Here is a 24,555-nt window from a genome sequence, read left to right as displayed (position 1 = left end):
GCGGCGGGCCACATGAGCCCCGTTCTCTCAGGCGTGCTCCAGCTGACGGCGCTCACCGCTGCGCTCGCCCTGGCGTACCGCCCCCTCGGCGACTACATGGCCGCCGTCTACAGCTCGCCCAAGCACCTGCGCATCGAGAAGGCCGTCTACCGCTGCATCGGTGCGCATGCGGATGTCCAGATGCGCTGGCCGGCCTATCTGCGCGGCGTCCTGGCGTTCTCCGCGGCCGGGGTGCTCTTCCTCTACCTGCTGCAGCGCGTCCAGGGCGGTCTGCCGCTGTCCCTCGGCTTCGCGTCGATCAGCCCGGACCAGGCGTTCAACACCGCGGCGTCCTTCGTCAGCAACACCAACTGGCAGTCCTACAGCGGCGAACAGGCCATGGGCCACGTCGTGCAGACCGCCGGCCTCGCGGTGCAGAACTTCGTCTCCGCCGCCACCGGCATGGCCGTTGCCATCGCCCTGGTACGCGGCTTCGCCCGAGCAGGTGGCACCCCCACCCGCACCGGCGAGCTCGGCAACTTCTGGGCGGACCTGGTCCGCGGCACCGTACGGGTCCTGCTGCCGATCGCCGTCCTCGGCGCGCTCGTCCTGGTCGCCTGTGGTGCCGTCCAGAACTTCTCCGGCATCCATGAGGTCGGTCAGTTCATGGGCGGCTCCCAGCAGACCAACGGCGGCGCGGTCGCCTCCCAGGAGGTCATCAAGGAACTGGGCACCAACGGGGGCGGCTACTTCAACGCCAACTCCGCCCACCCCTTCGAGAACCCCACTGCCTTCACCAACCTCTTCGAGGTCTTCCTGATCCTCGTCATCCCGTTCGCGCTGACCCGGACCTTCGGCAGGCTGGTCGGGAACGTGCGCCAGGGCTACGCGATCCTCGCCACGATGGGCGTCATCTGGCTCGGCTTCACGGCGCTGATGATGTGGACCGAGTTCGCCCACGGCGGCCCGGCCCTGCAGGCCGCGGGCGCCGCGATGGAAGGCAAGGAGACCCGCTTCGGCATCGGCGGCTCCTCGATCTTCTCGGTGGCCACCACCCTCACCTCCACCGGCGCGGTCGACTCCTTCCACTCCTCCTTCACGGCCTTCGGCGGCGGCATCCAGCTGCTCGGCATGATGCTGGGCGAGATCGCACCCGGCGGCGTCGGCTCCGGCCTGTACGGCATGCTCGTGATGGCGGTCATCGCGGTGTTCATCGCCGGCCTGATGGTGGGCCGTACGCCCGAATACCTCGGCAAGAAGATCGGCACCCGCGAGATCAAGCTCGCCGCCTGCTACCTCCTCATCACCCCGACGCTGGTGCTCGGCTTCACCGCCGCTTCGATGGTGCTGCCGGACGCACTGGGTTCGATGCTCAACACCAAGGCGACGGGCGCCGGTTCGCACGGCTTCTCCGAGGTGCTCTACGCCTTCACCTCCGGCGCCAACAACAACGGCTCCGCGTTCGCCGGCCTCAATGCCAACACCCCCTGGTACAACACCACGATCGGTCTGGCGATGCTGCTCGGCCGCTTCCTGCCGATGGTGTTCGTGCTCGCCCTGGCCGGCTCGCTCGCCGAGCAGAAGCCGGTCCCGGAGACCGCGGGCACCCTCCGTACCGAGAAGCCGCTGTTCGCGGGGCTGCTCGTCGGCACGATCCTGATCATCACCGGTCTGACCTACTTCCCGGCGCTGGCCCTCGGGCCGCTGGCGGAGGGGCTGTCATGACCGTCCCTGTGAAACCGGAGGAGCCCGGCTCCATGTCCACCGCCACTCCGACCCGTGCTCCGCACCAGGACGTCCCCCATGGGCACCAGCCCGGCGACGGCCGTGTGGGCGGTGGTCTCTTCGACCCCAGGCAACTGGTCACGTCCCTGCCGGACGCGATACGCAAACTCGACCCGCGGGTGATGGTCAAGTCCCCCGTGATGTTCGTGGTCGAGGTCGGCTCCGTGCTGACCACGCTCTTCGCCTGTACGGATCCCGCCGACTGGTTCGGCTGGGCGATCGCCGTCTGGCTGTGGCTGACCGTCCTGTTCGCGAATCTCGCCGAGGCGGTCGCCGAGGGCCGCGGCAAGGCGCAGGCCGACACCCTGCGCAAGGCCAAGACGGACACCGTGGCGCGCCGGCTGAGCGCAAGCGGCGAGGAGCAGGTGCCCGGCACCGAGCTGCGCATCGGGGACCTTGTCGTGTGCGAGGCCGGTGACGTCATTCCCGGTGACGGCGATGTCGTCGAGGGAGTGGCATCCGTCGACGAGTCCGCCATCACGGGGGAGTCGGCTCCGGTCATCCGCGAGTCAGGAGGTGACCGCTCCGCCGTGACCGGCGGGACGAAGGTGCTCTCCGACCGCATCGTCATCAAGATCACGACGAAGCCCGGCGAGACCTTCATCGACCGGATGATCAACCTCGTCGAGGGCGCCGCACGGCAGAAGACCCCCAACGAGATCGCGCTCAACATCCTGCTCGCCTCGCTGACCATCGTCTTCCTGCTGGCGGTCGTCACCCTCCAGCCCTTCGCGGTCTACGCGGGCGCCGAACAGACCATGATCGTCCTGCTGGCGCTGCTGGTCTGCCTCATCCCGACGACGATCGGTGCCCTGCTCTCGGCCATCGGCATCGCCGGTATGGACCGTCTGGTGCAGCGCAACGTCCTGGCCATGTCCGGCCGCGCCGTCGAAGCCGCAGGCGATGTATCGACATTGCTGCTCGACAAGACGGGCACCATCACCCTCGGCAACCGGCAGGCAGCCGAGTTCGTCCCCGTACGCGGCACCACCGAAGCCGAGGTCGCGGACGCCGCGCAGCTGTCCTCGCTGGCCGACGAGACGCCCGAGGGGCGCTCCATCGTCGTCCTCGCCAAGGAGAAGTACGGGCTGCGCGAGCGCCACCAGGGTGAGTTGACGGGCGCGGAGTGGATCCCGTTCACCGCCCAGACCCGGATGTCGGGGGTGGACGTCGAAGGGCGCAAGATCCGTAAGGGCGCGTCAGGTGCGGTCATCGCCTGGGTCAGGGAGCGTGGTGGCGCGGTCGCCGAGGACGCCCAGCAGCTCACCGACGTCATCTCGCAGGCCGGCGGCACTCCGTTGCTGGTCGCCCTGGAGGACGCGAGCGGGCCCCGCGTGCTGGGGGTCATCCACCTCAAGGATGTCGTCAAGGACGGGATGCGCGAACGCTTCGTCGAACTGCGCAAGATGGGCATCAAGACCGTCATGATCACGGGTGACAACCCGCTGACGGCCAAGGCCATCGCCGACGAGGCAGGGGTGGACGACTTCCTCGCGGAGGCCACGCCCGAGGACAAGATGGCGCTCATCAAGCGGGAGCAGGCCGGCGGCAAGCTGGTCGCAATGACGGGCGACGGCACCAACGACGCACCCGCGCTGGCACAGGCGGACGTCGGCGTGGCCATGAACACCGGTACCTCGGCCGCCAAGGAGGCCGGGAACATGGTGGACCTGGACTCCAATCCGACGAAGCTCATCGAGATCGTCGAGATCGGCAAACAGTTGCTGATCACACGCGGCGCACTGACGACCTTCTCGATCGCCAACGACGTCGCGAAGTACTTCGCCATCATCCCGGCGATGTTCGCGGTGGCCTACCCCGGCCTGGACACGCTCAACATCATGCGGCTGTCCAGCCCGCACTCCGCGATCCTCTCGGCGATCATCTTCAATGCGCTGATCATCGTCGCGCTGGTGCCGCTCGCCCTCAGGGGCGTGCAGTACCGGCCGGTCAGCGCCGACCGGATGCTGCGCCGCAACCTCGCCGTCTACGGACTGGGCGGTCTGCTCGCGCCGTTCATCGGCATCAAGCTCATCGACCTGCTCCTCACTCTCCTCCCCGGAATCGGGTGACCACCGTGAACAACTCCGTCCGCAACACCGCCCGGTTGATCGGGGCGGGCCTGCGCGCCCTGCTCGTCCTGACCGTGGTCTGCGGGGTCGTCTACCCGCTGGTGGTCACCGGCGTGGCGCAGGCGGCGTTCCCCGGCAAGGCCAACGGGTCCGAGGTGAGCTCCCACGGCAAGGTCGTCGGTTCGTCGCTGATCGGCCAGCGCTACGACAAGGGCAAGGACAAGAGGGGCAACCCGGTCCCGGACCTGAGGTTCTTCCAGCCGCGCCCCGCCGCGGGGCTGGGCAGCAACCGGGCCAATGGCGTCAACACCGGGTACGACCTCCAGGTCTCCGGCGCCTCCAACCTGGGCGCCACCAATACCGACCTCGCCAAGGCGGTGAAGGAGCGCAAGCGGTGGGTCTCCGAGACGTACGGGGTCCCCGAGGCGAAGGTCCCGGCGGACGCCGTCACCTCGTCGGGTTCCGGACTCGACCCGGACATCTCGCCCGCGTACGCCGAGCTGCAGGCGGACCGGGTCGCCAGGGAGAACCACTTGCCCGGCGGCACGGTACGTCGGCTGGTCGAGCGCCACACCGACGCCCGCACCCTCGGTTTCCTGGGGGAACCGCGCGTCAACGTACTGGAGTTGAACACGGCGCTGAAGGATCTGGTCCACGGCGGGGGCAAGGGCTGAGCGCGCAGAGTGCCCGAGCGGCCCTTGGAGGAGACCTCTCCTCCAAGGGCCGCTCTTCTTGCGTTCCGCCTCTTCGGGGCCTGAACTGGCCATCGGCGCACGGGGGTTGATTTCTCGGTCTCCGGCGCCAGGTCTTGACGGTGCGAGGGCTTGCCCTTGCGTTCGCCAGTCATCGCAGGTGTTCATATCAGCGCCTGCCGTTCATGTACGAGAACGGCTCTCATTCATCGAGCATCTCGACGGGAAGGCGCCCACCCCCCATGCGCAGAAGGCTCACCCTAGTCGTCGGCGCGCTGCTCGGCGCTCTGACGGCAGGCCTGCTCGCCGGCGCCCCGTCCACCGCGGCGCCGGCCGCCTTCCCCCATCCCGTCGTACTCGTCGGCACCGCCCAGCTCGACTTCACCCGTAACAAGGTCAGCCCCGGGGCCCAGCCCTGGAAGAGCGCATTCGACGCCATGATGGCGAGCCGTTACGCCTCGCTCGCTCGCGCGCACGCCCAAGCCCCGCGCCATCGTCGAATGCGGCTCGTACTCCGATCCCGACCACGGCTGCACCGACGAACGCGAGACATTGACCCACGCCGAGAACCCGAGCTGAGGCGGTACTGATCCGGGCCGGGTTCGGTACGGAGCGACTGGGCCGGGCGGGGGGCGGGGCCGGCCGGGGGCGGTCGGGCGAAGAACTCCCGGCTGGCCCGCCGGCCCGTCACCAGAGGTCGCCGTCGCGCCAGTCGCAGGTGAGGTCGGTGTCGAGCTGCAGAGGGGCGGCCGCGGTAGGGAGGACGTAGAGGCAGCCGTCCTCGTCGGCGGTGCGCCGGATGCCGTCCGGAGTGAGGGCCCAGGAGCGTCCGCGCCACAGCTGCCAGCCGCGTGCGGCGTAGAAGGGCGCGGCCTCTTCGGCGGCGCCGAGCGCGCCGAGGTCGTAGCCGCCGCGCACGACGCGTTCCAGGACGTCCATCAGGGCCGCGCCGTGTCCGCGTCCGCGCCGGTCCGCACGGACCGCGACGCCCTCCACGTAACCGCAGCGCAGTGCCCGGCCGCCGTGCAGCAGGCGTCGCTGGACCACAGCCGCGTGCCCGATCAGCTCGCCGTCTTCGTGGACCAGGGCGTGCAGACCGCCGAGCGAGTGCTCCCAGTCCTCCGCGGTCATGTCGTCGAAGACGTCGTAGAGGAGGGCGCGGGCCGCCTTGAGGGTGGCGGGGTCCAGATCGGCGGTGTGGGCGATGCGTACGTCGGGCGTGCGGGAGGCCGTCGGATGTGCCTCGGTCATGCGGGTCATCGTCGCAGTCGGCCGGTGGCCCGGCGACGGCATTTTTCCGGCCATGGTTCACCTCCTGCCCGCCCTCCGCTTCCCGCCGTCCGCCCCGTCGACGGCCTCCGCCCCGGTCCGGCGCCCGCCCCGCCGCCCGGCCCCGGGCCGGCGCCCCGTCCGCGTGCCCGTCCACCCCCTGGGTCCCAGCCGCGGGCCCTCCCGCCGCCCGTATCAGAGTCGCGTCAAGACCGGACGCCAAGTCGCCGACTGCACCTTTTGTGCCCTTGCCCGGTCGGTAGGGTCGCAGCAGGTTCAGCCCGGTGGGGGCGGCTTTCACGTAAGACAATGGGGCCATGGCACGCGGCAAGCTACGGATATACCTCGGCGCGGCACCGGGCGTCGGAAAGACGTACGCGATGCTGTCCGAGGCGCACCGGCGCGTGGAGCGGGGCACGGACGTGGTCGTGGCGTTCGTCGAGCATCACGGCAGGCCCCGTACGGAGGTCATGCTGCACGGGCTGGAGCAGATCCAGCGCCGGGAGTTGGAGTACCGCGACACCGTATTCACCGAAATGGACGTGGACGCGGTCCTGGAACGCGATCCGGCCGTGGCGCTGGTCGACGAGCTGGCACACACCAACGTCCCCGGTTCGCGCAACGGCAAGCGCTGGCAGGACATCGAGGAGCTGCTGGAAGCGGGGATCGACGTCATCTCGACGGTCAACATCCAGCACCTGGAGTCACTCGGGGATGTCGTCGAGTCGATAACGGGTGTGCGGCAGCGCGAGACCGTGCCCGACGAGATCGTGCGCAGGGCCGACCAGATCGAGCTTGTCGACATGTCGCCCCAGGCGATCCGCCGTCGGATGGCGCACGGCAACATCTACCAGCCCGACAAGGTGGACGCCGCCCTGTCCAACTACTTCCGGCCCGGCAACCTCACGGCGCTGCGCGAGCTGGCGCTGCTGTGGGTCGCCGACCGGGTGGACGAGTATCTGCAGGAGTACCGGGCGGAGCATTCGATCCGTTCCACCTGGCAGGCGCGCGAGCGCATCGTCGTCGGACTGACCGGCGGGCCGGAGGGCCGTACGCTGATCCGCCGAGCGGCGAGGATGGCGGCCAAGGGGTCGGGCAGCGAGGTGCTCGCCGTCTACATCGCCCGCAGCGACGGGCTGACCTCGGCCTCGCCCAAGGAACTCGCCGTCCAGCGGACCCTGGTGGAGGACCTGGGCGGTACGTTTCACCACGTCATCGGGGACGACATACCCAGCGCACTGCTGGAGTTCGCGCGCGGGGTCAATGCCACCCAGATCGTGCTGGGCTCCAGTCGCCGCAAGGCCTGGCAGTACATCTTCGGGCCGGGCGTGGGGGCGACCGTCGCCCGCGAATCCGGCCCCGACCTCGATGTGCACATCGTCACCCACGACGAGGTCGCCAAGGGCCGGGGGCTGCCGGTGGCGCGCGGCGCGCGGCTGGGACGGACCCGGATCATCGCCGGCTGGCTCGTCGGCGTCGTCGGCCCGGTCCTGCTCTCGCTGCTGCTGACCGGCATGGTGAACGGCCCCGGACTGGCCAACGATGTCCTGCTCTTCCTCTTCCTGACGGTCGTCGCCGCGCTGCTCGGCGGGCAGCTGCCGGCCCTGGCGTCCGCCGCGGTCGGCTCGCTGCTGCTGAACTTCTACTTCACGCCGCCCACCCACACCCTCACGGTCGACGACCCCAAGAACATCGTCGCCATCGTGATCTTCTTCGCGGTGGCCGTCTCGGTCGCCTCCGTGGTGGACCTCGCCGCCCGCCGCACCCATCAGGCGGCCAGGCTGCGCGCCGAGTCGGAGATCCTCTCGTTCCTCGCGGGCAGCGTGCTGCGCGGCGAGACGACCCTGGACGCCCTGCTGGAGCGGGTCCGGGAGACCTTCGGCATGGAGACGGTGGCGCTGCTGGAGCGGGCCGGCGACGTCGAGCCGTGGACCTGCGCGGGCCGGGCCGGCAGTGACCACGGCAAGCCGCTCCTGCGCCCCGAGGACGCCGATGTCGACATGCCGGTGGGCGACCACATGGCGCTGGCGCTGACCGGCCGGGTGCTGCCCGCGGAGGACCGCCGGGTGCTGGCCGCGTTCGCCGCCCAGGCCGCCGTCGTACTGGACCGGCAGCGGCTGGTGGGCGAGGCGGAGCGGGCCCGTGAGCTGGCCGAGGGCAACCGCATCAGGACGGCGCTGCTGGCCGCGGTCAGCCACGATCTGCGGACCCCGCTGGCCGGCATCAAGGCCTCCGTCACCTCCCTGCGCTCCGACGACGTCGCCTGGTCCGAGGAGGACGAGGCGGAGCTGCTGGCCGGCATCGAGGCGGGCGCCGACCGCCTGGACCACCTGGTCGGCAACCTCCTGGACATGTCCCGGCTGCAGACCGGCACGGTCACCCCGCTGATCCGCGAGATCGACCTCGACGAGGTGGTGCCGATGGCGCTCGGCGGCGTCCCGGAGGGCAGCGTCACCCTCGACATCCCCGAGGAGCTGCCGATCGTGGCCGTCGACCCGGGGCTGCTGGAACGCTCGGTCGCCAACCTGGTGGAGAACGCCGTGAAGTACAGCCCCGACGGGACGCAGGTACTGGTCTCGGCCAGTGCGCTCGGCGACCGGGTGGAGCTGCGGGTCGCCGACCGCGGCCCGGGGGTGCCGGACAGCGCCAAGGACCGGATCTTCGAACCCTTCCAGCGCTACGGCGACGCTCCGCGCGGTGCCGGTGTGGGCCTCGGGCTGGCCGTGGCGCGCGGATTCGCGGAGGCGATGGGCGGCACGCTCGCCGCCGAGGACACCCCCGGAGGCGGTATGACGATGGTCCTCACGCTCCGGGCGGCGTCCGGCCGGCCGCCGGCCAGGCCCGACCTTCCCGCCCAGGCCACGACATGAGCCGGGCCGCACGGACCACCCTCACCACACGCCCGGCGGGCTCGCCCCGCCGGGCGACGACACCACGAGGAGAACGCCAGTGAACCGGGTGCTTGTGGTCGATGACGAGCCGCAGATCGTCCGCGCCCTCGTGATCAACCTGAAGGCGCGCAAATACGAGGTCGACGCGGCCCCCGACGGAGCCACCGCGCTCAAACTCGCGGCCGCCCGCCACCCCGACGTCGTCGTCCTCGACCTCGGTCTGCCGGACATGGACGGCGTGGAGGTGATCAAGGGGCTGCGGGGCTGGACCCGGGTGCCGATCCTGGTGCTCTCCGCCCGGCAGACCTCCGACGAGAAGGTGGAGGCGCTGGACGCAGGGGCGGACGACTACGTCACCAAGCCGTTCGGCATGGACGAGCTGCTGGCCCGGCTCCGGGCGGCGGTGCGCAGGGCCGAGCCGACCGGGCCCGCCGACGCCGAGGTGATCGTGGAGACGGAAGGTTTCTCCGTCGACCTCGCCGCGAAGAAGGTCAACCGCGGCGGCCGGGACATCCGGCTGACCCCCACCGAGTGGCATCTGCTGGAGGTCCTGGTCCGCAACGCGGGCCGGCTGGTCAGCCAGAAGCAGCTGCTCCAGGAGGTCTGGGGCCCCTCGTACGGCACCGAGACCAACTATCTGCGGGTGTACATGGCCCAGCTCCGCCGCAAGCTGGAGAGCGATCCCTCGCACCCGAAGCACTTCATCACGGAGCCGGGGATGGGGTACCGCTTCGAGCAGTGACCCGGCGGCGCAGGACCGGAATCCGGGCCCCCGCGGCGGGGCGCGGCTTTGTGCGGTGGGTACGAAGTCCGTATGCGGGCCGTGATCCCGGGACCTGGCCACCGGTACGCTGGGGCTATGAGTGCTGGGACCCGTTCCGAGAAGCCGGCCGGTCGCTTCCGCCGGCTGCTCGACAGGCTGTCCTCCTCCGAGGAGGAGCTGCAGTCCGCCGAGCTGCAGCAGGATGCGCAGGACGCGGGGTGCACCCGTATCTGCGACTGTGACGACCGGCAGATAGTGAAGGTCACCGGCACCCTGCGGCATGTGACGCTGCGGCCGCGCGCCGGTGTGCCCGCGCTCGAGGCGGAGCTGTTCGACGGCTCCGCGGCGCTCGACGTGGTGTGGCTCGGACGCCGCTCCATCGTCGGGATCGAGCCGGGCCGTAAGCTCATCGCCTCGGGCCGGGTCTCGCTGAGCCACGGACGCCGGGTGCTCTTCAATCCGAAGTACGAACTCCGACCGCTCGGACAGGAGTAGCCGGTGACGTCTCACGACCGACCGACCACTGACGCGGATGCCGACCCCGATGCCTCCGCAGGCCCCTCGCCCGCCCCGCCCGAGCCGGGCGTCCCAGGAGCCGCCGACAGACAGGTGACCGAGGCGGCGCTGTTCGAAGCGTTCGGCGGGGTCCGCGGCATGGTGGAGACCGTGGTCCCCGGCCTGCTGTTCGTGACGATCTTCACGATCAACAAGGACCTGCACATCTCGGCGATCGCCGCGCTGGCCGTATCGGTGGTGCTGGCAGCGGTCCGCCTGGTCCGCAAGGACACCGTCAAGCACGCCTTCAGCGGCGTCTTCGGGGTGGCCTTCGGCGTGGTCTTCGCGATGATGACGGGCAACGCCAAGGACTTCTACCTGCCGGGGATGCTCTACACCCTCGGACTGGCCCTCGCGTACATGATCACCACGCTCGCGGGCGTCCCGCTGATCGGGCTGATCCTGGGGCCGGTGTTCAAGGAGAACCTCTCCTGGCGCACCCGCAACCCGGGCCGGAAGAAGGCGTACGCCAAGGCCAGCTGGGCCTGGGGGCTGATCCTCTTCGCCAAGTGCGCGATCCTCTTCCCGCTGTACTGGTGGGCGGACACCACCCAGCTCGGCTGGGTGCTGATCGCACTGAAGATCCCGCCCTTCCTGCTCGCGGTCTACCTCACGTGGGTGTTCCTGGCGAAGGCACCGGCCCCGATCGATGTCTTCGCCGAGATGGAGGCGAAGGAGAAGGCCGAGAAGGAGGCGGAGGAGCGGCGCCGCGGCGAGCGCGAGGTGCTCGACCGGGTCGCCGGCGACCTCTACCCGGACATGGTGTCCGAGGCCGTGGCGGAGACCGCGGCGGAGGGCGACGACGAGCGGCCGCGACGGGCCCGTCACCGCCGCTGACGGGAGCCCGCACACACCTACGCCTGGGGCCCGGGAACCGCTTGGTTCCCGGGCCCCAGGCGTCGCTACGGCCGGTGGTGCCGAGGGTGTGTGCCCCGGCACAGAACAACCGCCGCCGGGGCACACACCCCATGGACCGCCGGTCGTCGCTACGCGTCCTCGCGCCGCATCGACAGCAGATCCTCCAGCTGCTCCTCGCGCGACTGGGCCGCCACGAACAGCAGCTCGTCGCCGGCCTCCAGCGCGTCCTCCTTGTTGGGCGTGAGCACCCGCGTACCGCGGATGATCGTCACCAGGGAGGTGTCCTCGGGCCACTCGACATCGCCGACCCGGGTGCCGGCCAGTGCGGCCTCCGGGGGCAGCGTCAGCTCGACGAGGTTGGCGTCGCCGTGGCTGAAGCGCAGCAGCCGTACCAGGTCGCCGACGCTCACCGCCTCCTCGACCAGGGCCGACATCAGACGCGGCGTGGAGACCGCGACATCGACGCCCCAGGACTCGTTGAAGAGCCACTCGTTCTTCGGGTTATTGACCCGGGCGACCACCCGCGGCACGCCGTACTCGGTCTTGGCGAGCAGCGAGACGACGAGGTTGACCTTGTCGTCGCCGGTCGCCGCGATGACGACGTTGCAGCGCTGCAGCGCCGCCTCGTCCAGCGAGGTGATCTCGCAGGCGTCCGCCAGCAGCCACTCCGCCAGCGGCACCCGCTCGACCGAGATGGCGGTCGGCGCCTTGTCGATGAGCAGGATCTCGTGCCCGTTCTCCAGCAGCTCGCCCGCGATGGAACGGCCCACCGCGCCGGCGCCTGCGATCGCGACCCTCATGCGTGCGCCTCCTCAGGACCCGTGGCGAATGCCGCCTCCACCTTCTCGACCTCGTCGGTGCGCATCATGACGTGCACCAGGTCGCCTTCCTGCAGCACGGTCTGCGAGGTCGGCAGAATCGCCTCGCCCAGCCGGGTGAGGAAGGCGACGCGGACGCCGGTCTCCTCCTGGAGAGTGCTGATCTTGTGGCCGACCCAGGCGGGGGAGGTGTGCACCTCCGCGAGCTGGACGCCGCCGCTGGGGTCCCGCCACAGCGGTTCGGCGCCCGACGGCAGCAGCCGGCGCAGCATCTGGTCGGCCGTCCAGCGGACGGTGGCGACGGTCGGGATGCCCAGACGCTGGTAGACCTCGGCGCGGCGGGGGTCGTAGATACGGGCCGCGACATTCTCGACACCGAACATCTCACGGGCCACCCGGGCGGCGATGATGTTGGAGTTGTCACCGCTGGAGACGGCGGCGAAGGCGCCCGCCTCCTCGATGCCGGCCTCGCGCAGGGTGTCCTGGTCGAAGCCGACGCCGGTCACCCGGCGGCCGCCGAAGGACGAACCCAGGCGACGGAACGCCGTCGGGTCCTGGTCCACCACGGCGATGGTGTGCCCCTGGCTCTCCAGGGTCTGCGCAAGCGCGGAGCCCACGCGCCCGCACCCCATGATGACGATGTGCATGCTGATTACCCCGTGCCCTGTACTAGCGCGCTGACCTGCACAAACACCCTGCTCACTACTTTCTTCTCCCAGTACCGGCGACACGAAGCCACGGCTCGCGACAGGACCGGGCGCGTCAGCGGGGGCGCTGGGCGCACCGTGGTCCGGTACAACCGTAGCCGTAATGGCGCTTCCGGTAGGGGGCGCGGTGGGCCGTGGTCTGATGCGGATCCGCGCCGTCCGCACGACGGCATCTCGCGCCGGGCTGCGCCGCCCGACGCCCGTAAGGCACGCTACGAGGTGTGCCCAACCTGCCTCTCCAGCCCCAACAGGGCTACTGCACCCCGCACATGGTGGTTTGCGGCGACGATGCGCTGGCGCATCGGCTCGCCGCCGAACTCCGGGACGTCTACGGCGAACGGGTGACGCTCGTCGTCCCCTCCGCCCGGGAGCCGCACCGCCCCCGCATCCCGCCGCCGGCCCGCGCGCTGGACCGGGCCACCGCGCTGCTGGGCCGGATGTCGGCGGCGATGACGCGGACGACACCGCTGCCACCCGAGGGCCTGGACGACGGCGCGGAGGTGCAGGAGGAGACCGTACGGCTCCTGGAGGCGGCGCAGCCCGACGATGCGGCGCTGGCCGCGGCGGGCATCGTCGACGCGGACGCCCTGGCGCTGGTCTACGACGACGATGAGCTCAACATCCATGCCGCCCTGCGGGCCCGCAGGCTCAACCCCCGGCTGCGGCTGGTCATCCGGCTCTACAACCGCAAACTCGGCCAGCATCTGGAGGAGTTGCTCGACCAGGCGGCGGCCGTCGCCGCCCTGGGTTCCGACGACGCCGGGGACGTGGAGGCCGCCGATGCCTCCACGACCGTACTGTCCGACGCCGACACCGTGGCTCCCGCGCTGGTGGCCACCGCGGTCGCCGGTACCAGCAAGGTCATCGAGGCGGACGGGCTGCTGCTGCGCGCCGTGGAGCGTACGCCGGTGCCGCCGGGCCGGCCCGGCGATCCGGGGCTGTGCACCCTGGCACTGCTCTCCGCCTCCGCCAACGACCCCGAGGACGTGCCGAGTTCGGCGGCCGTCGACGAGGGGCCCGTACTGCTGCCGGACGACGCCGCGGCCGCGGCCGCCGTCGGCTGCGGAACCATCGTCCTGGAGACCGTCTCCTATACGGGGCGGCCGGTGCGCCCCCGCGGACTGCGCGGCCGCGGCGCACCGCTCGCCTCGCTCTTCTCCCGGCGGCTGCGCTGGTCCCTGGCCGCGGTCGTCGGCGCGGTGCTGGCGCTGGCCGTCGCCGGTTCCCTGACCACCGGGGAGGATCCGGTGCACGCCGCCTACCTCTCGCTGCTGGACCTCTTCGCGATCAATGACCCGGCGATCCACGATCCGACGCCCCGCAAGATCCTGCAGCTGCTGTCCGGGCTGACCGGGCTGTTGCTGCTGCCGGTGCTCGTCGCGGCGGCGTTCGAGGGACTGGGCACCTTCCGCAGCGCCTCGGCGCTGCGCCGCCCGCCACGCGGTCTGTCGGGGCATGTGGTGCTGCTCGGCCTCGGCAAGGTCGGCACCCGGGTGCTGGCGCGGCTGCACGAGATGGGCATCCCCGTGGTGTGCATCGAAGGGGACCCGGAGGCGCGGGGTATCGCGCTGGCCCGCCGGCTGCGGGTGCCGACCGTACTGGGCGACGTCACCCACGAAGGTGTCCTGGAGGCCGCGGTGATCGAGCGCGCGGCCACCCTGCTCGCCCTGACCAGCGAGGACACCACCAACCTGGAGGCCGCCCTCTACGCCCGCTCGGTCAATCCGCGGCTGCGGGTGACCCTGCGGCTGTTCGACGACCGGTTCGCCACCGCCGTCTACCGCACCCTGCGCGCCGCGCACCCGCGGGCACTGACCCGCAGCCGGAGCGTCAGCTACCTGGCCGCGCCCGCCTTCGCCGGCGCGATGATGGGCCGCCAGATCCTCGGTGCCATTCCGGTCGAGCGCCGGGTGCTGCTGGTCGCGCGGGTCGAGGTACGCGGCCATGTGGCGTTGGAGGGCCGTACGGTCGGCGAGGTGCTCCGGCCGGGGCGGCTGCGGGTGCTGGCGGTCGACACCTCCACACCGGACGACCCGGAGACGGACGGCGGGGCCGCGGCGCCACCGCCGGAAGCGGAGCGCGAGCCCGCCCACCTGGTGCACGAGCTCGGCGCCGGCTACGTCCTCCGGCCGCAGGACCGGGTGCTGCTGGTCGCCACGCGACAGGGGCTGGGAGATCTGCATGTACGGCGTCAGCGGGGTGCGGGGGCCGGGGCGGAGTCAGGGGCCGGAGCGGGGACAGGGGACGCCCGGCAGGGGTGACTCGCGGGCACGTGAGGGTGACTCGACGACTCGTGGGTGACCCGCAGGGACGTGGTGGGTTCGCCACCCCATGGGGTGACTCGCGGGGACGTGGTGGGTCCGCCTCGCCACCACGTGGGGTGACTCATCGACTCGCAAGGGTGACTCACCGGCGCGTGGGGTGACTCAGGAGCGACGCCGGCAGCGGCGCTCCCGGACTCTCCGCCGCGCCCACCCACCCATGACCACCCGCCCAAGGCCACCTCTGACCCCACAGTGGATCCCATGACTCCGCCGCGACACCTCATGGTGACTCGGGCATCGCGTTCCGTGACGACCGGCGTCAATTCGTGACCGGTGTAGTCGTACGCGTGACAGGTCGCGTCATCTCCGTGACGGATCGCGGCAACCCCGTGACGAATGCCACGGATACGGCCTGCCGGGGCCGTGCCGTGCGCGCGACGTGCGGATTCTGTGGAGGCGACCGGCTCCGATGCGCCCCTCAGCAGGGCAGACGCACCCCGCTCGACGCACTGCGTTCCCCGCCGAGGCCACCCGATCCGGTAGCGGGTGGGCGCAGACCTTGACGAAGGCTTAGCATCCTCTGCGTGTCCAAACTGACCGACGTGCCCAAACGGATCTTGATCGGGCGCGCACTGCGCAGCGACAAGCTAGGGGAGACCCTGCTTCCCAAGCGCATCGCACTCCCCGTCTTCGCCTCCGACCCGCTCTCCTCGGTGGCCTATGCGCCCGGCGAGGTGCTGCTCGTCCTGTCCATCGCGGGTGTGTCTGCGTACAACTTCAGCCCCTGGATCGCGGTCGCGGTCGTGGTGCTGATGTTCACCGTCGTCGCGTCGTACCGGCAGAACGTGCACGCCTACCCGAGCGGCGGCGGCGACTACGAGGTCGCCAACACCAACCTCGGCCCCAAGGCCGGTCTCACCGTCGCCAGCGCCCTGCTCGTCGACTATGTGCTGACCGTCGCGGTCTCCATCGCCTCCGGAGTGGAGAACCTGGGCTCCGCGATCCCGTTCGTCGTCCAGCACAAGACGCTGTGCGCGATCGCCATCATCGTGCTGCTGACGCTGATGAACCTGCGCGGCGTCAAGGAGTCGGGCAAGCTCTTCGCGATTCCGACGTACGTCTTCGTGGCCGGCGTCTTCATCATGATCGCCTGGGGCGTGATCCGCGGCGTCGTCCTGGGCGACACGATGCAGGCCCCCACCGCGGGCTTCACCATCCACGCGGAACAGGGCGGCCTGGCCGGCTTCGCCCTCGTCTTCCTCATGCTGCGCGCCTTCTCCTCCGGCTGTGCCGCGCTCACCGGCGTCGAGGCGATCTCCAACGGCGTCCCGGCCTTCCGCAAGCCGAAGTCCAAGAACGCCGCGACCACGCTGGCCCTCATGGGCGGCCTGGCCGTCACCATGTTCTGCGGCATCATCGGCCTGGCCATGGCGACCCACGTCCGGATGGCGGAGACCCCCGCCAAGGACCTGCTCGACCACGGCAAGCCGGTCGGCTCCGGCTACACCCAGAACCCGGTCATCTCGCAGGTGGCCGAGGCGGTCTTCGGCAAGGGCAGCTTCCTCTTCGTCATCCTCGCCGCCGCCACCGCTCTGGTGCTGTTCCTCGCCGCGAACACCGCCTACAACGGCTTCCCGCTGCTCGGCTCGATCCTCGCCCAGGACCGCTATCTGCCGCGCCAGCTGCACACCCGCGGCGATCGCCTGGCGTTCTCCAACGGAATCGTCCTGCTGGCCGGCGCCGCCGCGATCCTCGTGTACCTCTACGGCGCGGACTCGACCCGCCTGATCCAGCTCTACATCGTCGGCGTCTTCGTCTCGTTCACGCTCAGCCAGACCGGCATGGTCCGCCACTGGAACCGCCATCTGCTCAGCGAGACCGACCCGGCCAAGCGCCGCCGGATGCACCGCTCCCGCGCCATCAACGCATTCGGTGCCTTCTTCACGGGCCTGGTCCTGGTCGTCGTCCTCCTGACGAAGTTCACCCACGGCGCCTGGGTCGCGCTCCTCGGCATGGTCATCTTCTTTGTGACGATGTCCGCGATCCGCCGCCACTACGACCGGGTCGCCGACGAGATCGCCGCCGAGGAAACCCCGGACGACGACGTGGTCCGCCCCTCCCGGGTGCACTCCCTTGTCCTGGTCTCCAAGGTGCACAAGCCCACCCTGCGCGCCCTGAACTACGCCAAGCTGATGCGCTCCGACAGCCTCGAAGCGGTCAGCGTGGACGTGGACCAGGCCGACACCAAGGCCCTGCGGGAGGAGTGGGAGCGCCGCGGCATCGAGGTGCCGCTGAAGGTCCTGGCCTCCCCGTACCGCGAGATCACCCGGCCGATCATCGACTACGTCAAGTCGCTGCGCCGGGAGAGCCCGCGCGACGCCGTCTCCGTCTACATCCCCGAATACGTCGTCGGCCACTGGTACGAGCACCTGCTGCACAACCAGTCCGCACTGCGCCTCAAGGGCCGCCTCCTCTTCACCCCCGGCGTCATGGTCACCTCCGTGCCCTGGCAGCTGGACTCCTCCGAGGCCGCCAAGCTGCGCGCCCGCAAGCGCGCGGAGTGGAACGCTCCGGGTGCGGTCCGCCGCGGCCCGGTCTCCCAGCCGAAGAAGGAGAAGGCGGCGCCCAAGAAGTAGGGCGGCTGCCTGGGGCGGGTGTGCCGACGCTCGGCGGCGCACTGGGGCTCGCCGGCGCTCAGAGGCTCGCTGGCGTGCGCAGGTGCTCGTCGGCGGACACGGGCGAGGGCCGACGGGCAGCGAGAGCGGCGCCAGGGTGAGGCGTGGGGCAGCCACCGTTCCAACGGTGCGGTGAGGCCACACGCGCCGACGAGGGGCGATCCGCCGCACGGGGCCCGGCCGCGGGACGGCCCGGCAGAGCACGAAGCTGTGGGGGGATGGGGCCGGTCCGGCACAGCACCGGTGCCGGCGGTCGGCCGGGCACGGCACAGCCCCGCCCGGCCCGGCCCGCATCAGCACGGCCGCCAACCAGCACAGGACGGCCCGGCACGGCCCCGCCCGACCGTGTCATGCCCCGTCCCAGCACAGGGCCGGGGCATGACACGGTGGGACGTAGACTTGACGGTCGGCATCCCGCCGTACCGCCTCGACGTGCCCCCCGCACCACCCACCTCAGGAGCCCTCCCGCCATGCAGGAAGAACCGAAGAAATCGCTGGTCGGCGAGGAGTACGAGGTCGAGGTCGGCCCGGTCGCACACGGCGGCCACTGCATCGCCCGCACCGACGAGGGCCAGGTCCTCTTCGTACGGCACACGCTGCCCGGCGAGCGCGTCACCGCCCGCGTCACCGACGGTGAGGAGGGCGCCCGCTTCCTGCGCGCGGACGCCGTCGCGATCCACACCCCCTCCAAGGACCGGGTCGAGGCCCCCTGCCCGTTCTCCGGCCCCGGCAAGTGCGGCGGCTGCGACTGGCAGCACGCCGCCCCCGGCGCCCAGCGCCGCCTGAAGGCCTCGGTCATCGCCGAACAGCTGGAACGGCTGGCCGGACTGTCGCCCGACGACGCCCACTGGGACGGCACGGTCGAGCCCGCCCCCGGCGACAAGGTCGCCAAGGGCGAGGTTCCGGCCTGGCGCACCCGCGTCCAGTACGCGGTCGACGCCGATGGCCACGCGGGACTCCGCAAGCACCGCTCCCACGAAGTCGAGCCGGTCACCCACTGCATGATCGCCGCCCCGGGAGTCTCCGAACTCGGCATCGAGAAGCGTGAGTGGCCGCAGATGGCCGGCGTCGAGGCGATCGCGGCCACCGGCTCCCACGACCGTCAGGTCATCCTCACCCCGCGCCCCGGCGGCCGCCTCCCCATCGTCGAACTCGACAAGCCGGTCTCCGTCCTGCGCGTCGGCGAGAAGGACGGCGGGGTCCACCGCGTCCACGGCCGCCCCTTCGTCCGCGAGCGCGCCGCCGACCGCACCTGGCGGGTCGGCAACGGCGGCTTCTGGCAGGTCCACCCGAAGGCCGCCGACCTCCTCGTCGAGGCCGTCATGCAGGGCCTGATGCCCAAGAAGGGCGATATGGCCCTCGACCTGTACTGCGGCGTCGGCCTCTTCGCCGGTGCCCTCGCCGAACGCGTCGGCGACAAGGGCGCGGTCCTCGGCATCGAATCGGGCAAGCGCGCGGTCGAGGACGCCCGCCACAACCTCCAGGACCTCGACCGCGTACGCATCGAACACGGCAAGGTCGAGTCGATCCTCCCCCGCACCGGCATCACCGACGTCGACCTCGTCGTCCTCGACCCACCCCGCGCCGGCGCCGGCAAGAAGACCACCACCCACCTCGCCTCCCTCACCCCCCGCCGCATCGCCTACGTCGCCTGCGACCCGGCCGCCCTCGCCCGCGACCTCAAGTACTTCGCCGAGGTGGGCTATGTGCCGCGGAGGATGCGGGCGTTCGATCTGTTTCCGATGACCGCGCACGTGGAGTGCGTGGCGATTCTGGAGCGTGTGGCGACAGGCACCTGACCTGCGGTTTTCGGATCCTTGCGGGAACTCGACGTGTTTTCGCGGATCCAGCAGGTCATGTGGTCGGCGCCCTGGTCGGACGGGGATGACCTGGGGTTTTGTGGCAGGCCGATGGGTGGCGTCGGTGCGGTTCCGGAATATTGACGCTCGCGTGACGCTCATTCCCACGGTTCATCAGGTGGGGTACGCCCTCGACACCATGCTGTGCGCGACTTCCCTGGCACATCCGGGCCGGGTGTCCGTCCTTATTTCGGATGTGGAAGGCATCCGGATGGTCACAGCCGCCCAGGCTCGGATGGTCGAGAAGGTCTGATCGGCGCCGCCCTGGCCGCGCACTCTGGGCAGGGCGGTGGAGGTCCACACGGGGCGCTGGGACCTGGACCTGGCCGCCGCACGGCTGCGCAGTCCGCGGCCCGTGCGCCATGAGCTCCGTCTTGCCAGGCGGGCACGTTCCCGGGCTTCTGGAGGTCCCTCCGTGAAGTGCCGGAGATGACCTTCCGAGCCGGACCTCCCCCAGAGGCCCAGTGCGCGTAGCACAGAATTTCCCCTGTTGGGGCGAATGGCTGGATTTCGCAAGCCATCTCGCGGCATGTGCGTAATCCGTAGTTCCATATCGCCGGTGCAGCCCGTGGGCAAGGGGGCCGGGGCCTGCATGTCGTCTTGCGGTCCAGCAGCCCACGAGGGGGACTCCATGCCTGTGTCCGTCGAAGACCTCAAGCGTCGTTTTCCGCAGCCGGGCGGCGAGTTCGTTCTGAGGTTGGATGAGTTTCCGTTCCCCGAGCTCTACCAGCTCGTGGGCAACGGCGAGTTACTCGCTCTGCGTACCACGGAGGTGCGTGCGGAGGAGCTCACCGTCCTCGGGACCGTCGCGGTGCTGGGCGGGCCCGAGGTGGTGGTGACGTTGCGCTTTGCGGCGGATGCGGCGAACCAGTACGTGACCGGGCTGACCGCGCGGCACGACGCGGCCGAGGGCGAAACGCTCGACGTGGTCGCGATGGCGGACGCCTGGGGGCTGGACCTGACGGGAGCACCGCGCGCATTCGTCCCTGGGATCCGGCGGGTGACGGCTCAGTACGACAGCCTGGCGCTCGGCAGGGTGGTCATCACGGCGGAGACGGAGCATGTGCGGATCGTGTTCGCCGGCCCCCGGGCGGGTGACGGGCTGGTGTGCCTGGTCGGGGTCAAGGACAGTGACGTCCACCTGTCCGACCTGCCCCACATTGGTGCGGAGATCCCCGGCGGCGACGAGGTCGGCGTCCAGGGCGTCGAACTGATCGCGGCCCCCGGTGAGGTCACCGCCGAGCAAGCCACGTTGATCAACACGGCGGTGGCCGAAGCGGTGGACGGCGGCGGGACCTTTTGGCCGCTGCTTCCGGAGGACCGTGCACTAGGGGCGGGGCTGTGGGTCGGCGCGGCCTATGTCCTGCCCGGTGGTGGTCCGCGCGTGTGGCTCGTTCGGCTTGTGCCGGAGGTGTCCTGGCAGGACTTCCCTGCGATCAGGCTCGGGCGGTTCACGGTGTCGAAATTCGGCCTGGGTTGGTCGTCTGGAGGCGGATCGGGCGGCGGTGGCCGCCTCGGCTCCTTGTTCGATGTTGACATCGACCTCGGTTGGCTTCGGATCGAACTCCCGGATCTCGGCTTCGACTTCGCGCTCCCGGACGTCGGCCCGGTCGACATCGTGCGGCGGCTACCCGCACTCTCCCTCCAGCTGGGCGGAGGCCGTGTGCTGCGGTTCGACATCCCGCGCGTGGAGATGGACCTCCCCGGCTTCCCCGGCCTGCCGCAGCCCAGGGAGCTGACCGGCTGGTGGCGGGACGGATCCCCGCTCACCCTGCCGGACCTCGCCGCCCTGCTCGGCCTGGAGCTACCGGAGCTGCCGGACATCTTCCCCACCGTGCCGTCCCTGGGGCTCCGGCTTGACCTGAGCAGCGGAGCCATCGCGTTCAGCGGGGCGTCGGACTGGCTGCGGCTGGTGTTCGCGGGTCTGCCGCTGGGCTCGGACCGGTGGTCGAAGCTGGGCCTGATCGGCTTCCCCCGTCTGCAGGCCACCCTGGGGGACCTTCCGTTCCTCGGCGAGTTCTTCTCCGACAAGGGGATCGACCTGAGCGCCTTCGGGTTGTTCGGCGGGCCCGACTGGCCCACGGCGCCGCAACTCGACCTGCTGAACGGGTGGATCTCCGACCTGGTCGGCGCAGTGGAGTGGCCGAGGCTGCCGGGCAATCCGCTGGCCGGTCTCTCGCTCGGCCTCGGCTGGACCTTTCCCTCGGCCCCGTCGCGCCTGGACTGGAGCCTGCCCTGGCCGACTGGCGGGGGAGGGGGAGGTGGGGGCACCTCGTGGCGGGACCTGCTGCCGCCCTTGCGGTTCGGCGACTGGAGCATCCCCAGGGTCGGCCTGGACTGGCTTCCCGACTGGGTGCTGAGTCTCACCTTCGACCCGGACTTCGACCTCGGCGATGCCCATATCGAGCTGACCGGGCTCGGCTTTGAACTCGACCTGGGTGAGCGTCGGTTGCGGCCGATCCTGCCCGATGTCGTCCTGACGGTCGGGGACAGCAGGCTGGTGTTCAAGCTGCCGGGTGACGTACCGGGCCCGCCGTGGCCCAAGAGGCTCACCGCGGTCTGGCAGCACGCCTCGGGCGTGACCGCTCAGGACTTGGCCGGTGCGCTCGGGCTCGCCCTGCCCGAGCTGCCCCCGATGCTCACCCCGAAGGTGTATGAGGTCGGCCTCCACCTCGACCTCGACGACGACCTGCTCCTGCTGGCGGCCCGCACCGAGCGCTGCGGCTGGATGCTCGCCTCGCAGCCGGTCGACAACACAGCCCCCAAGCGGCGCCGTTATGCGATGGCGGTTCGCGCGGCCGTTGAGGCGCGTGCCTCACAACTGCCGTTGGTGGGTGAATGCATCACCCTGGACAACGACATCGCATTGACCGGTGTTCAGTTCGGCTATGCCTCCGCTGCCTGGCCGCAGGGGCAGGTCGAAAGGGTCAATGACGAACTCGACGAGATCGCGGGCATCATCGGCGACGGCAGCGGGAGCGGCGGAGACGGCGGCGAGGGGGAAGCCCGTGCGCTCGCCGTACCGGCCGCCGTCGCCCGGCCGAGCCTGCCCCGGCTGCTGGACGAACCCCTCCAACCCGGCGTGCTGATCTGGGCGTTGCTGTACGTAGGCGATGAGGAGTTGCCGCCGCTGGTGCTTCGCCTGGACTCCCGGCCTGGCAGCGCCCTCGCTCTCGGTACCCCCGCACCGGTGGATGGCGTGGTCCTCGGGCGCGAGCGGATCCGGTCGTACGAGGACCGGGAACGGTCCTCGCAGGACGTCGGCCGGGTCTTCGGCCCGGTCCGGATCCGCAAGGTCGGCCTCGGCTACCGGCGCGATGTGCTGTTCGTCGCGTTCGATGCCACCCTCTCCCTGGGCCCTGTCCAGCTGGATACGGTCGGCCTGGGCCTCGGCCTCGACAAGGACTACCGGCTCACCCCCGTGCTCCAGGGTGCCGGGCTGCGCATCGACGTGCCCCCGCTGAAGGTCACCGGGGCCCTGGTGGTCCGCGACGACGAGAAGTACGCCGTCTACATCACCGGTGCGATCGCGGTGGAGACCGGGTTCTTCGCCATGGAGGCTGCGGGCAGTTACGCCCGCAGCGTCGACGGCTGGTCCTCGGTCTTCCTCTTCGGCGAGATCGCCGCGCGGGACGGCGGGGCGCTGTTCGGCCCGCCCGCGTTCACCGTCACCGGCCTGTCCGGCGGCTTCGGCGTCAACAGCACGGTGCGCGTCCCGGAGATCACGCAGCTCGACGAGTTCCCGCTGGTCAACCGGTTGGGCGCCGGCCCGGACGGGACCGGACCGGCGCAGATGCTGGAGCGGCTGAACGACTGGGTGCGGCCCGCCGAAGGGCGCTACTGGGGCGCGATCGGCGTGCAGTTCACGTCGTTCCAGTTCATCGCCGCCCGGGCGCTCGCCCTCGTGGAGTTCGGCGACGACCTGAAGGTGATGCTGCTCGGCCGCACCTCGATCACCTTCCCCAAGGGCGCCCCCTACACCCACGCCCGCCTCAACATCGATCTCAAGCTGGCCTATGTGCGATCCCAGGGGCTGCTCTCGCTGGACGCAGTGGTCGGCCCAGGCTCCTTCGTCTACGACCCGGCGGTCCAGCTCACCGGCGGCATCGCCGTGTACATCTGGACGGCGGGTCCGCATGCGGGTGACTTCGTCATCACCGCCGGCGGTTACCACCCCAGGTTCCGGGTGCCGGACCATTACCCGGTCCCGGCGCGGCTCGGCTTCGTCTGGGCCCCTGACAGCAAGATCATGGTCAAGGCGGAGGTCTATACCGCGCTCACGCCCAACGCGTTCATGGTCGGTGGCCGGCTCGCCGCGACGTACGCCTCGGGGCTGCTGTCCGCCTGGTTCACCGCCTACATCGACATACTGGTCCAGTGGCGCCCCTTCTCTCTGGAAGCCGACCTCGGCATCAGCATCGGCGTCGCGTTCACCATCAAGGTGTGGTTCGTCAAGGTCCGGGTGTCCATCGAGGTCGGCATCGACCTGTCGTTGTGGATGCCGCCGCTCGGCGGCCGGGCCACGGTCAAGGTCTGGTTCATCTCGTTCAGCTTCGATATCGGCGCCAAGCGCAAGCCGCTCGACGCCGCGAAGTGGCCGGAGGTCCGCGAACAGCTGCCCGAGCCGCTGAGCATCACCCCGCTCGGCGGGCTGCTTGCCGATGTCGACCCGGGCGAACTCGCCGCGCGCCGCGCGGAACAGGCCCCTGCGCTCATCGCCGCCGCCGGGTTCGCTGCCGCGGTCGAGACGGTCATCCCCGCCACACAGATCTACCTCAATGACGAGCCGTACGAGTCGGCCGGGTCGCCGGACGACAGGATCAGCATCCGGCCGATGCGGGAACGGGAGAGCATCACCTCCGAGTTCCGGATCACCGTCCGCAAGGGCACCAGCACCCACTACCGCGACTTCGACATCGAGATCCTGCGACGGGATGCCCCAACCGCCCTGTGGGGAACCCCGCTTGACCGCCCCGACCAGGCCCTCGACGGCCCCGACCTGCTCGCGGGGCAGCTCTGCGGCCTGCGCCTCGCCGTCCCCGAGGCCGACAGCGCGGGCGAGCTCGGCCCGGTCACCTCCAAGGCGCTCAGCATCACCCCCGTCACGCCGCACGGCCATACCCCGCTGCGGAACGGTGACCCGCAGGGCCCGGTCCCGCTCATCGACACCGTCGACAGCATCGAGACGATCGCCGAAGGCATCGACGCGGCCACCAAGGACAACCGCGCCGCCGCCTACGGAGCCCTGCACCGGCTCGGGCTGGCCCCCGGAGCCGCCGGGGCGTCCCTGCGGCAGTACGCCGACGACGCCCGCGACTACCTCGTCTCCCGTCCCCTGACCACCAACGCCCGCTAGAGAGGGGGCCTT

The 24,555-nt window shown here is 70.8% G+C and carries 15 protein-coding genes and 1 pseudogene; 13 read left to right on the top strand and 3 right to left on the bottom strand.

The genetic code is table 11. The features are described from left to right. The first annotated feature begins 12 nt into the window (after positions 1 to 12). The 4 genes and pseudogenes from kdpA to Scani_RS40570 all read left to right on the top strand — a co-directional run. The gene (kdpA, locus tag Scani_RS01570; RefSeq protein WP_159469389.1) at positions 13 to 1,704 is read left to right on the top strand and encodes a potassium-transporting ATPase subunit KdpA; all 1,692 of its coding nucleotides are present in this window, start codon (positions 13 to 15) and stop codon (positions 1,702 to 1,704) included. Positions 1,705 to 1,736: 32 nt separating this feature from the next. Continuing rightward, a complete protein-coding gene (gene kdpB / locus Scani_RS01565) occupies positions 1,737 to 3,836 on the top strand; it encodes a potassium-transporting ATPase subunit KdpB (RefSeq protein WP_159469226.1) in 2,100 nt (699 codons plus the stop codon). A 5-nt stretch (positions 3,837 to 3,841) separates the two neighbouring features. Beyond that, the gene (gene kdpC, locus Scani_RS01560) at positions 3,842 to 4,510 is read left to right on the top strand and encodes a potassium-transporting ATPase subunit KdpC (protein WP_246295425.1); all 669 of its coding nucleotides are present in this window, start codon (positions 3,842 to 3,844) and stop codon (positions 4,508 to 4,510) included. Positions 4,511 to 4,770: 260 nt separating this feature from the next. Beyond that, positions 4,771 to 5,077 (top strand): annotated as a pseudogene (locus tag Scani_RS40570) (alginate lyase family protein); the annotation flags it as partial. Between the two features lie 138 nt (positions 5,078 to 5,215). Here the strand turns inward: Scani_RS40570 and Scani_RS01555 are convergent. Beyond that, complete coding sequence (locus Scani_RS01555; RefSeq protein ID WP_159469222.1) at positions 5,216 to 5,779, bottom strand: GNAT family N-acetyltransferase; 564 nt, start codon at positions 5,777 to 5,779, stop codon at positions 5,216 to 5,218. A 335-nt stretch (positions 5,780 to 6,114) separates the two neighbouring features. On the opposite strand from Scani_RS01555, the gene Scani_RS01550 reads away from it, so the two are divergent. The 4 genes from Scani_RS01550 to Scani_RS01535 all read left to right on the top strand — a co-directional run bounded on the left by Scani_RS01550 (position 6,115) and on the right by Scani_RS01535 (position 10,843). Next, on the top strand, positions 6,115 to 8,667 hold the full coding sequence (locus Scani_RS01550; protein WP_159469220.1) for an ATP-binding protein: 2,553 nt from the start codon (positions 6,115 to 6,117) through the stop codon (positions 8,665 to 8,667). 79 nt (positions 8,668 to 8,746) lie between these two features. Then, the gene (locus Scani_RS01545) at positions 8,747 to 9,430 is read left to right on the top strand and encodes a response regulator (protein ID WP_159469218.1); all 684 of its coding nucleotides are present in this window, start codon (positions 8,747 to 8,749) and stop codon (positions 9,428 to 9,430) included. Positions 9,431 to 9,547: 117 nt separating this feature from the next. Beyond that, on the top strand, positions 9,548 to 9,946 hold the full coding sequence (locus Scani_RS01540) for an OB-fold nucleic acid binding domain-containing protein (protein WP_030088861.1): 399 nt from the start codon (positions 9,548 to 9,550) through the stop codon (positions 9,944 to 9,946). 3 nt (positions 9,947 to 9,949) lie between these two features. Continuing rightward, positions 9,950 to 10,843, top strand: coding sequence for a DUF3159 domain-containing protein (locus Scani_RS01535; RefSeq protein ID WP_159469214.1), 894 nt, complete (start codon positions 9,950 to 9,952; stop codon positions 10,841 to 10,843). Positions 10,844 to 10,992: 149 nt separating this feature from the next. On the opposite strand, the gene Scani_RS01530 is transcribed toward Scani_RS01535, so the two are convergent. Both Scani_RS01530 and Scani_RS01525 read right to left on the bottom strand, forming a co-directional pair. After that, on the bottom strand, positions 10,993 to 11,664 hold the full coding sequence (locus tag Scani_RS01530) for a potassium channel family protein (protein ID WP_026170356.1): 672 nt from the start codon (positions 11,662 to 11,664) through the stop codon (positions 10,993 to 10,995). Continuing rightward, positions 11,661 to 12,329, bottom strand: coding sequence for a potassium channel family protein (locus tag Scani_RS01525; RefSeq protein WP_159469212.1), 669 nt, complete (start codon positions 12,327 to 12,329; stop codon positions 11,661 to 11,663). The genes Scani_RS01530 and Scani_RS01525 overlap by 4 nt, the downstream gene beginning before the upstream one ends. 329 nt (positions 12,330 to 12,658) lie before the next feature. Here Scani_RS01525 and Scani_RS01520 point away from each other — a divergent pair, with 329 nt between their 5' ends. The 5 genes from Scani_RS01520 to Scani_RS01500 all read left to right on the top strand — a co-directional run bounded on the left by Scani_RS01520 (position 12,659) and on the right by Scani_RS01500 (position 24,543). After that, positions 12,659 to 14,650 (top strand): NAD-binding protein, encoded by a 1,992-nt coding sequence (locus Scani_RS01520; protein ID WP_159469387.1) that lies wholly within the window; start codon positions 12,659 to 12,661, stop codon positions 14,648 to 14,650. Positions 14,651 to 15,237: 587 nt separating this feature from the next. Then, positions 15,238 to 17,289 carry an APC family permease gene (locus Scani_RS01515; protein ID WP_159469210.1) on the top strand — a complete coding sequence of 684 codons (2,052 nt, stop codon included), beginning with the start codon at positions 15,238 to 15,240 and terminating at the stop codon, positions 17,287 to 17,289. Positions 17,290 to 17,798: 509 nt separating this feature from the next. Then, positions 17,799 to 19,127: a class I SAM-dependent RNA methyltransferase gene (locus tag Scani_RS01510; RefSeq protein WP_159469208.1), complete on the top strand. Its 1,329-nt coding sequence runs from the start codon at positions 17,799 to 17,801 to the stop codon at positions 19,125 to 19,127. 151 nt (positions 19,128 to 19,278) lie between these two features. Then, on the top strand, positions 19,279 to 19,440 hold the full coding sequence (locus Scani_RS01505; RefSeq protein ID WP_159469206.1) for a hypothetical protein: 162 nt from the start codon (positions 19,279 to 19,281) through the stop codon (positions 19,438 to 19,440). Between the two features lie 378 nt (positions 19,441 to 19,818). Beyond that, positions 19,819 to 24,543: a DUF6603 domain-containing protein gene (locus tag Scani_RS01500; RefSeq protein WP_159469204.1), complete on the top strand. Its 4,725-nt coding sequence runs from the start codon at positions 19,819 to 19,821 to the stop codon at positions 24,541 to 24,543. The last annotated feature ends 12 nt before the right edge of the window (positions 24,544 to 24,555 follow it).

The sequence above is a fragment of the Streptomyces caniferus genome (genome assembly GCF_009811555.1).
Taxonomy (GTDB): Bacteria; Actinomycetota; Actinomycetes; order Streptomycetales; family Streptomycetaceae; genus Streptomyces; species Streptomyces caniferus.
This window is presented reverse-complemented; position numbering and strand designations above follow the sequence as displayed.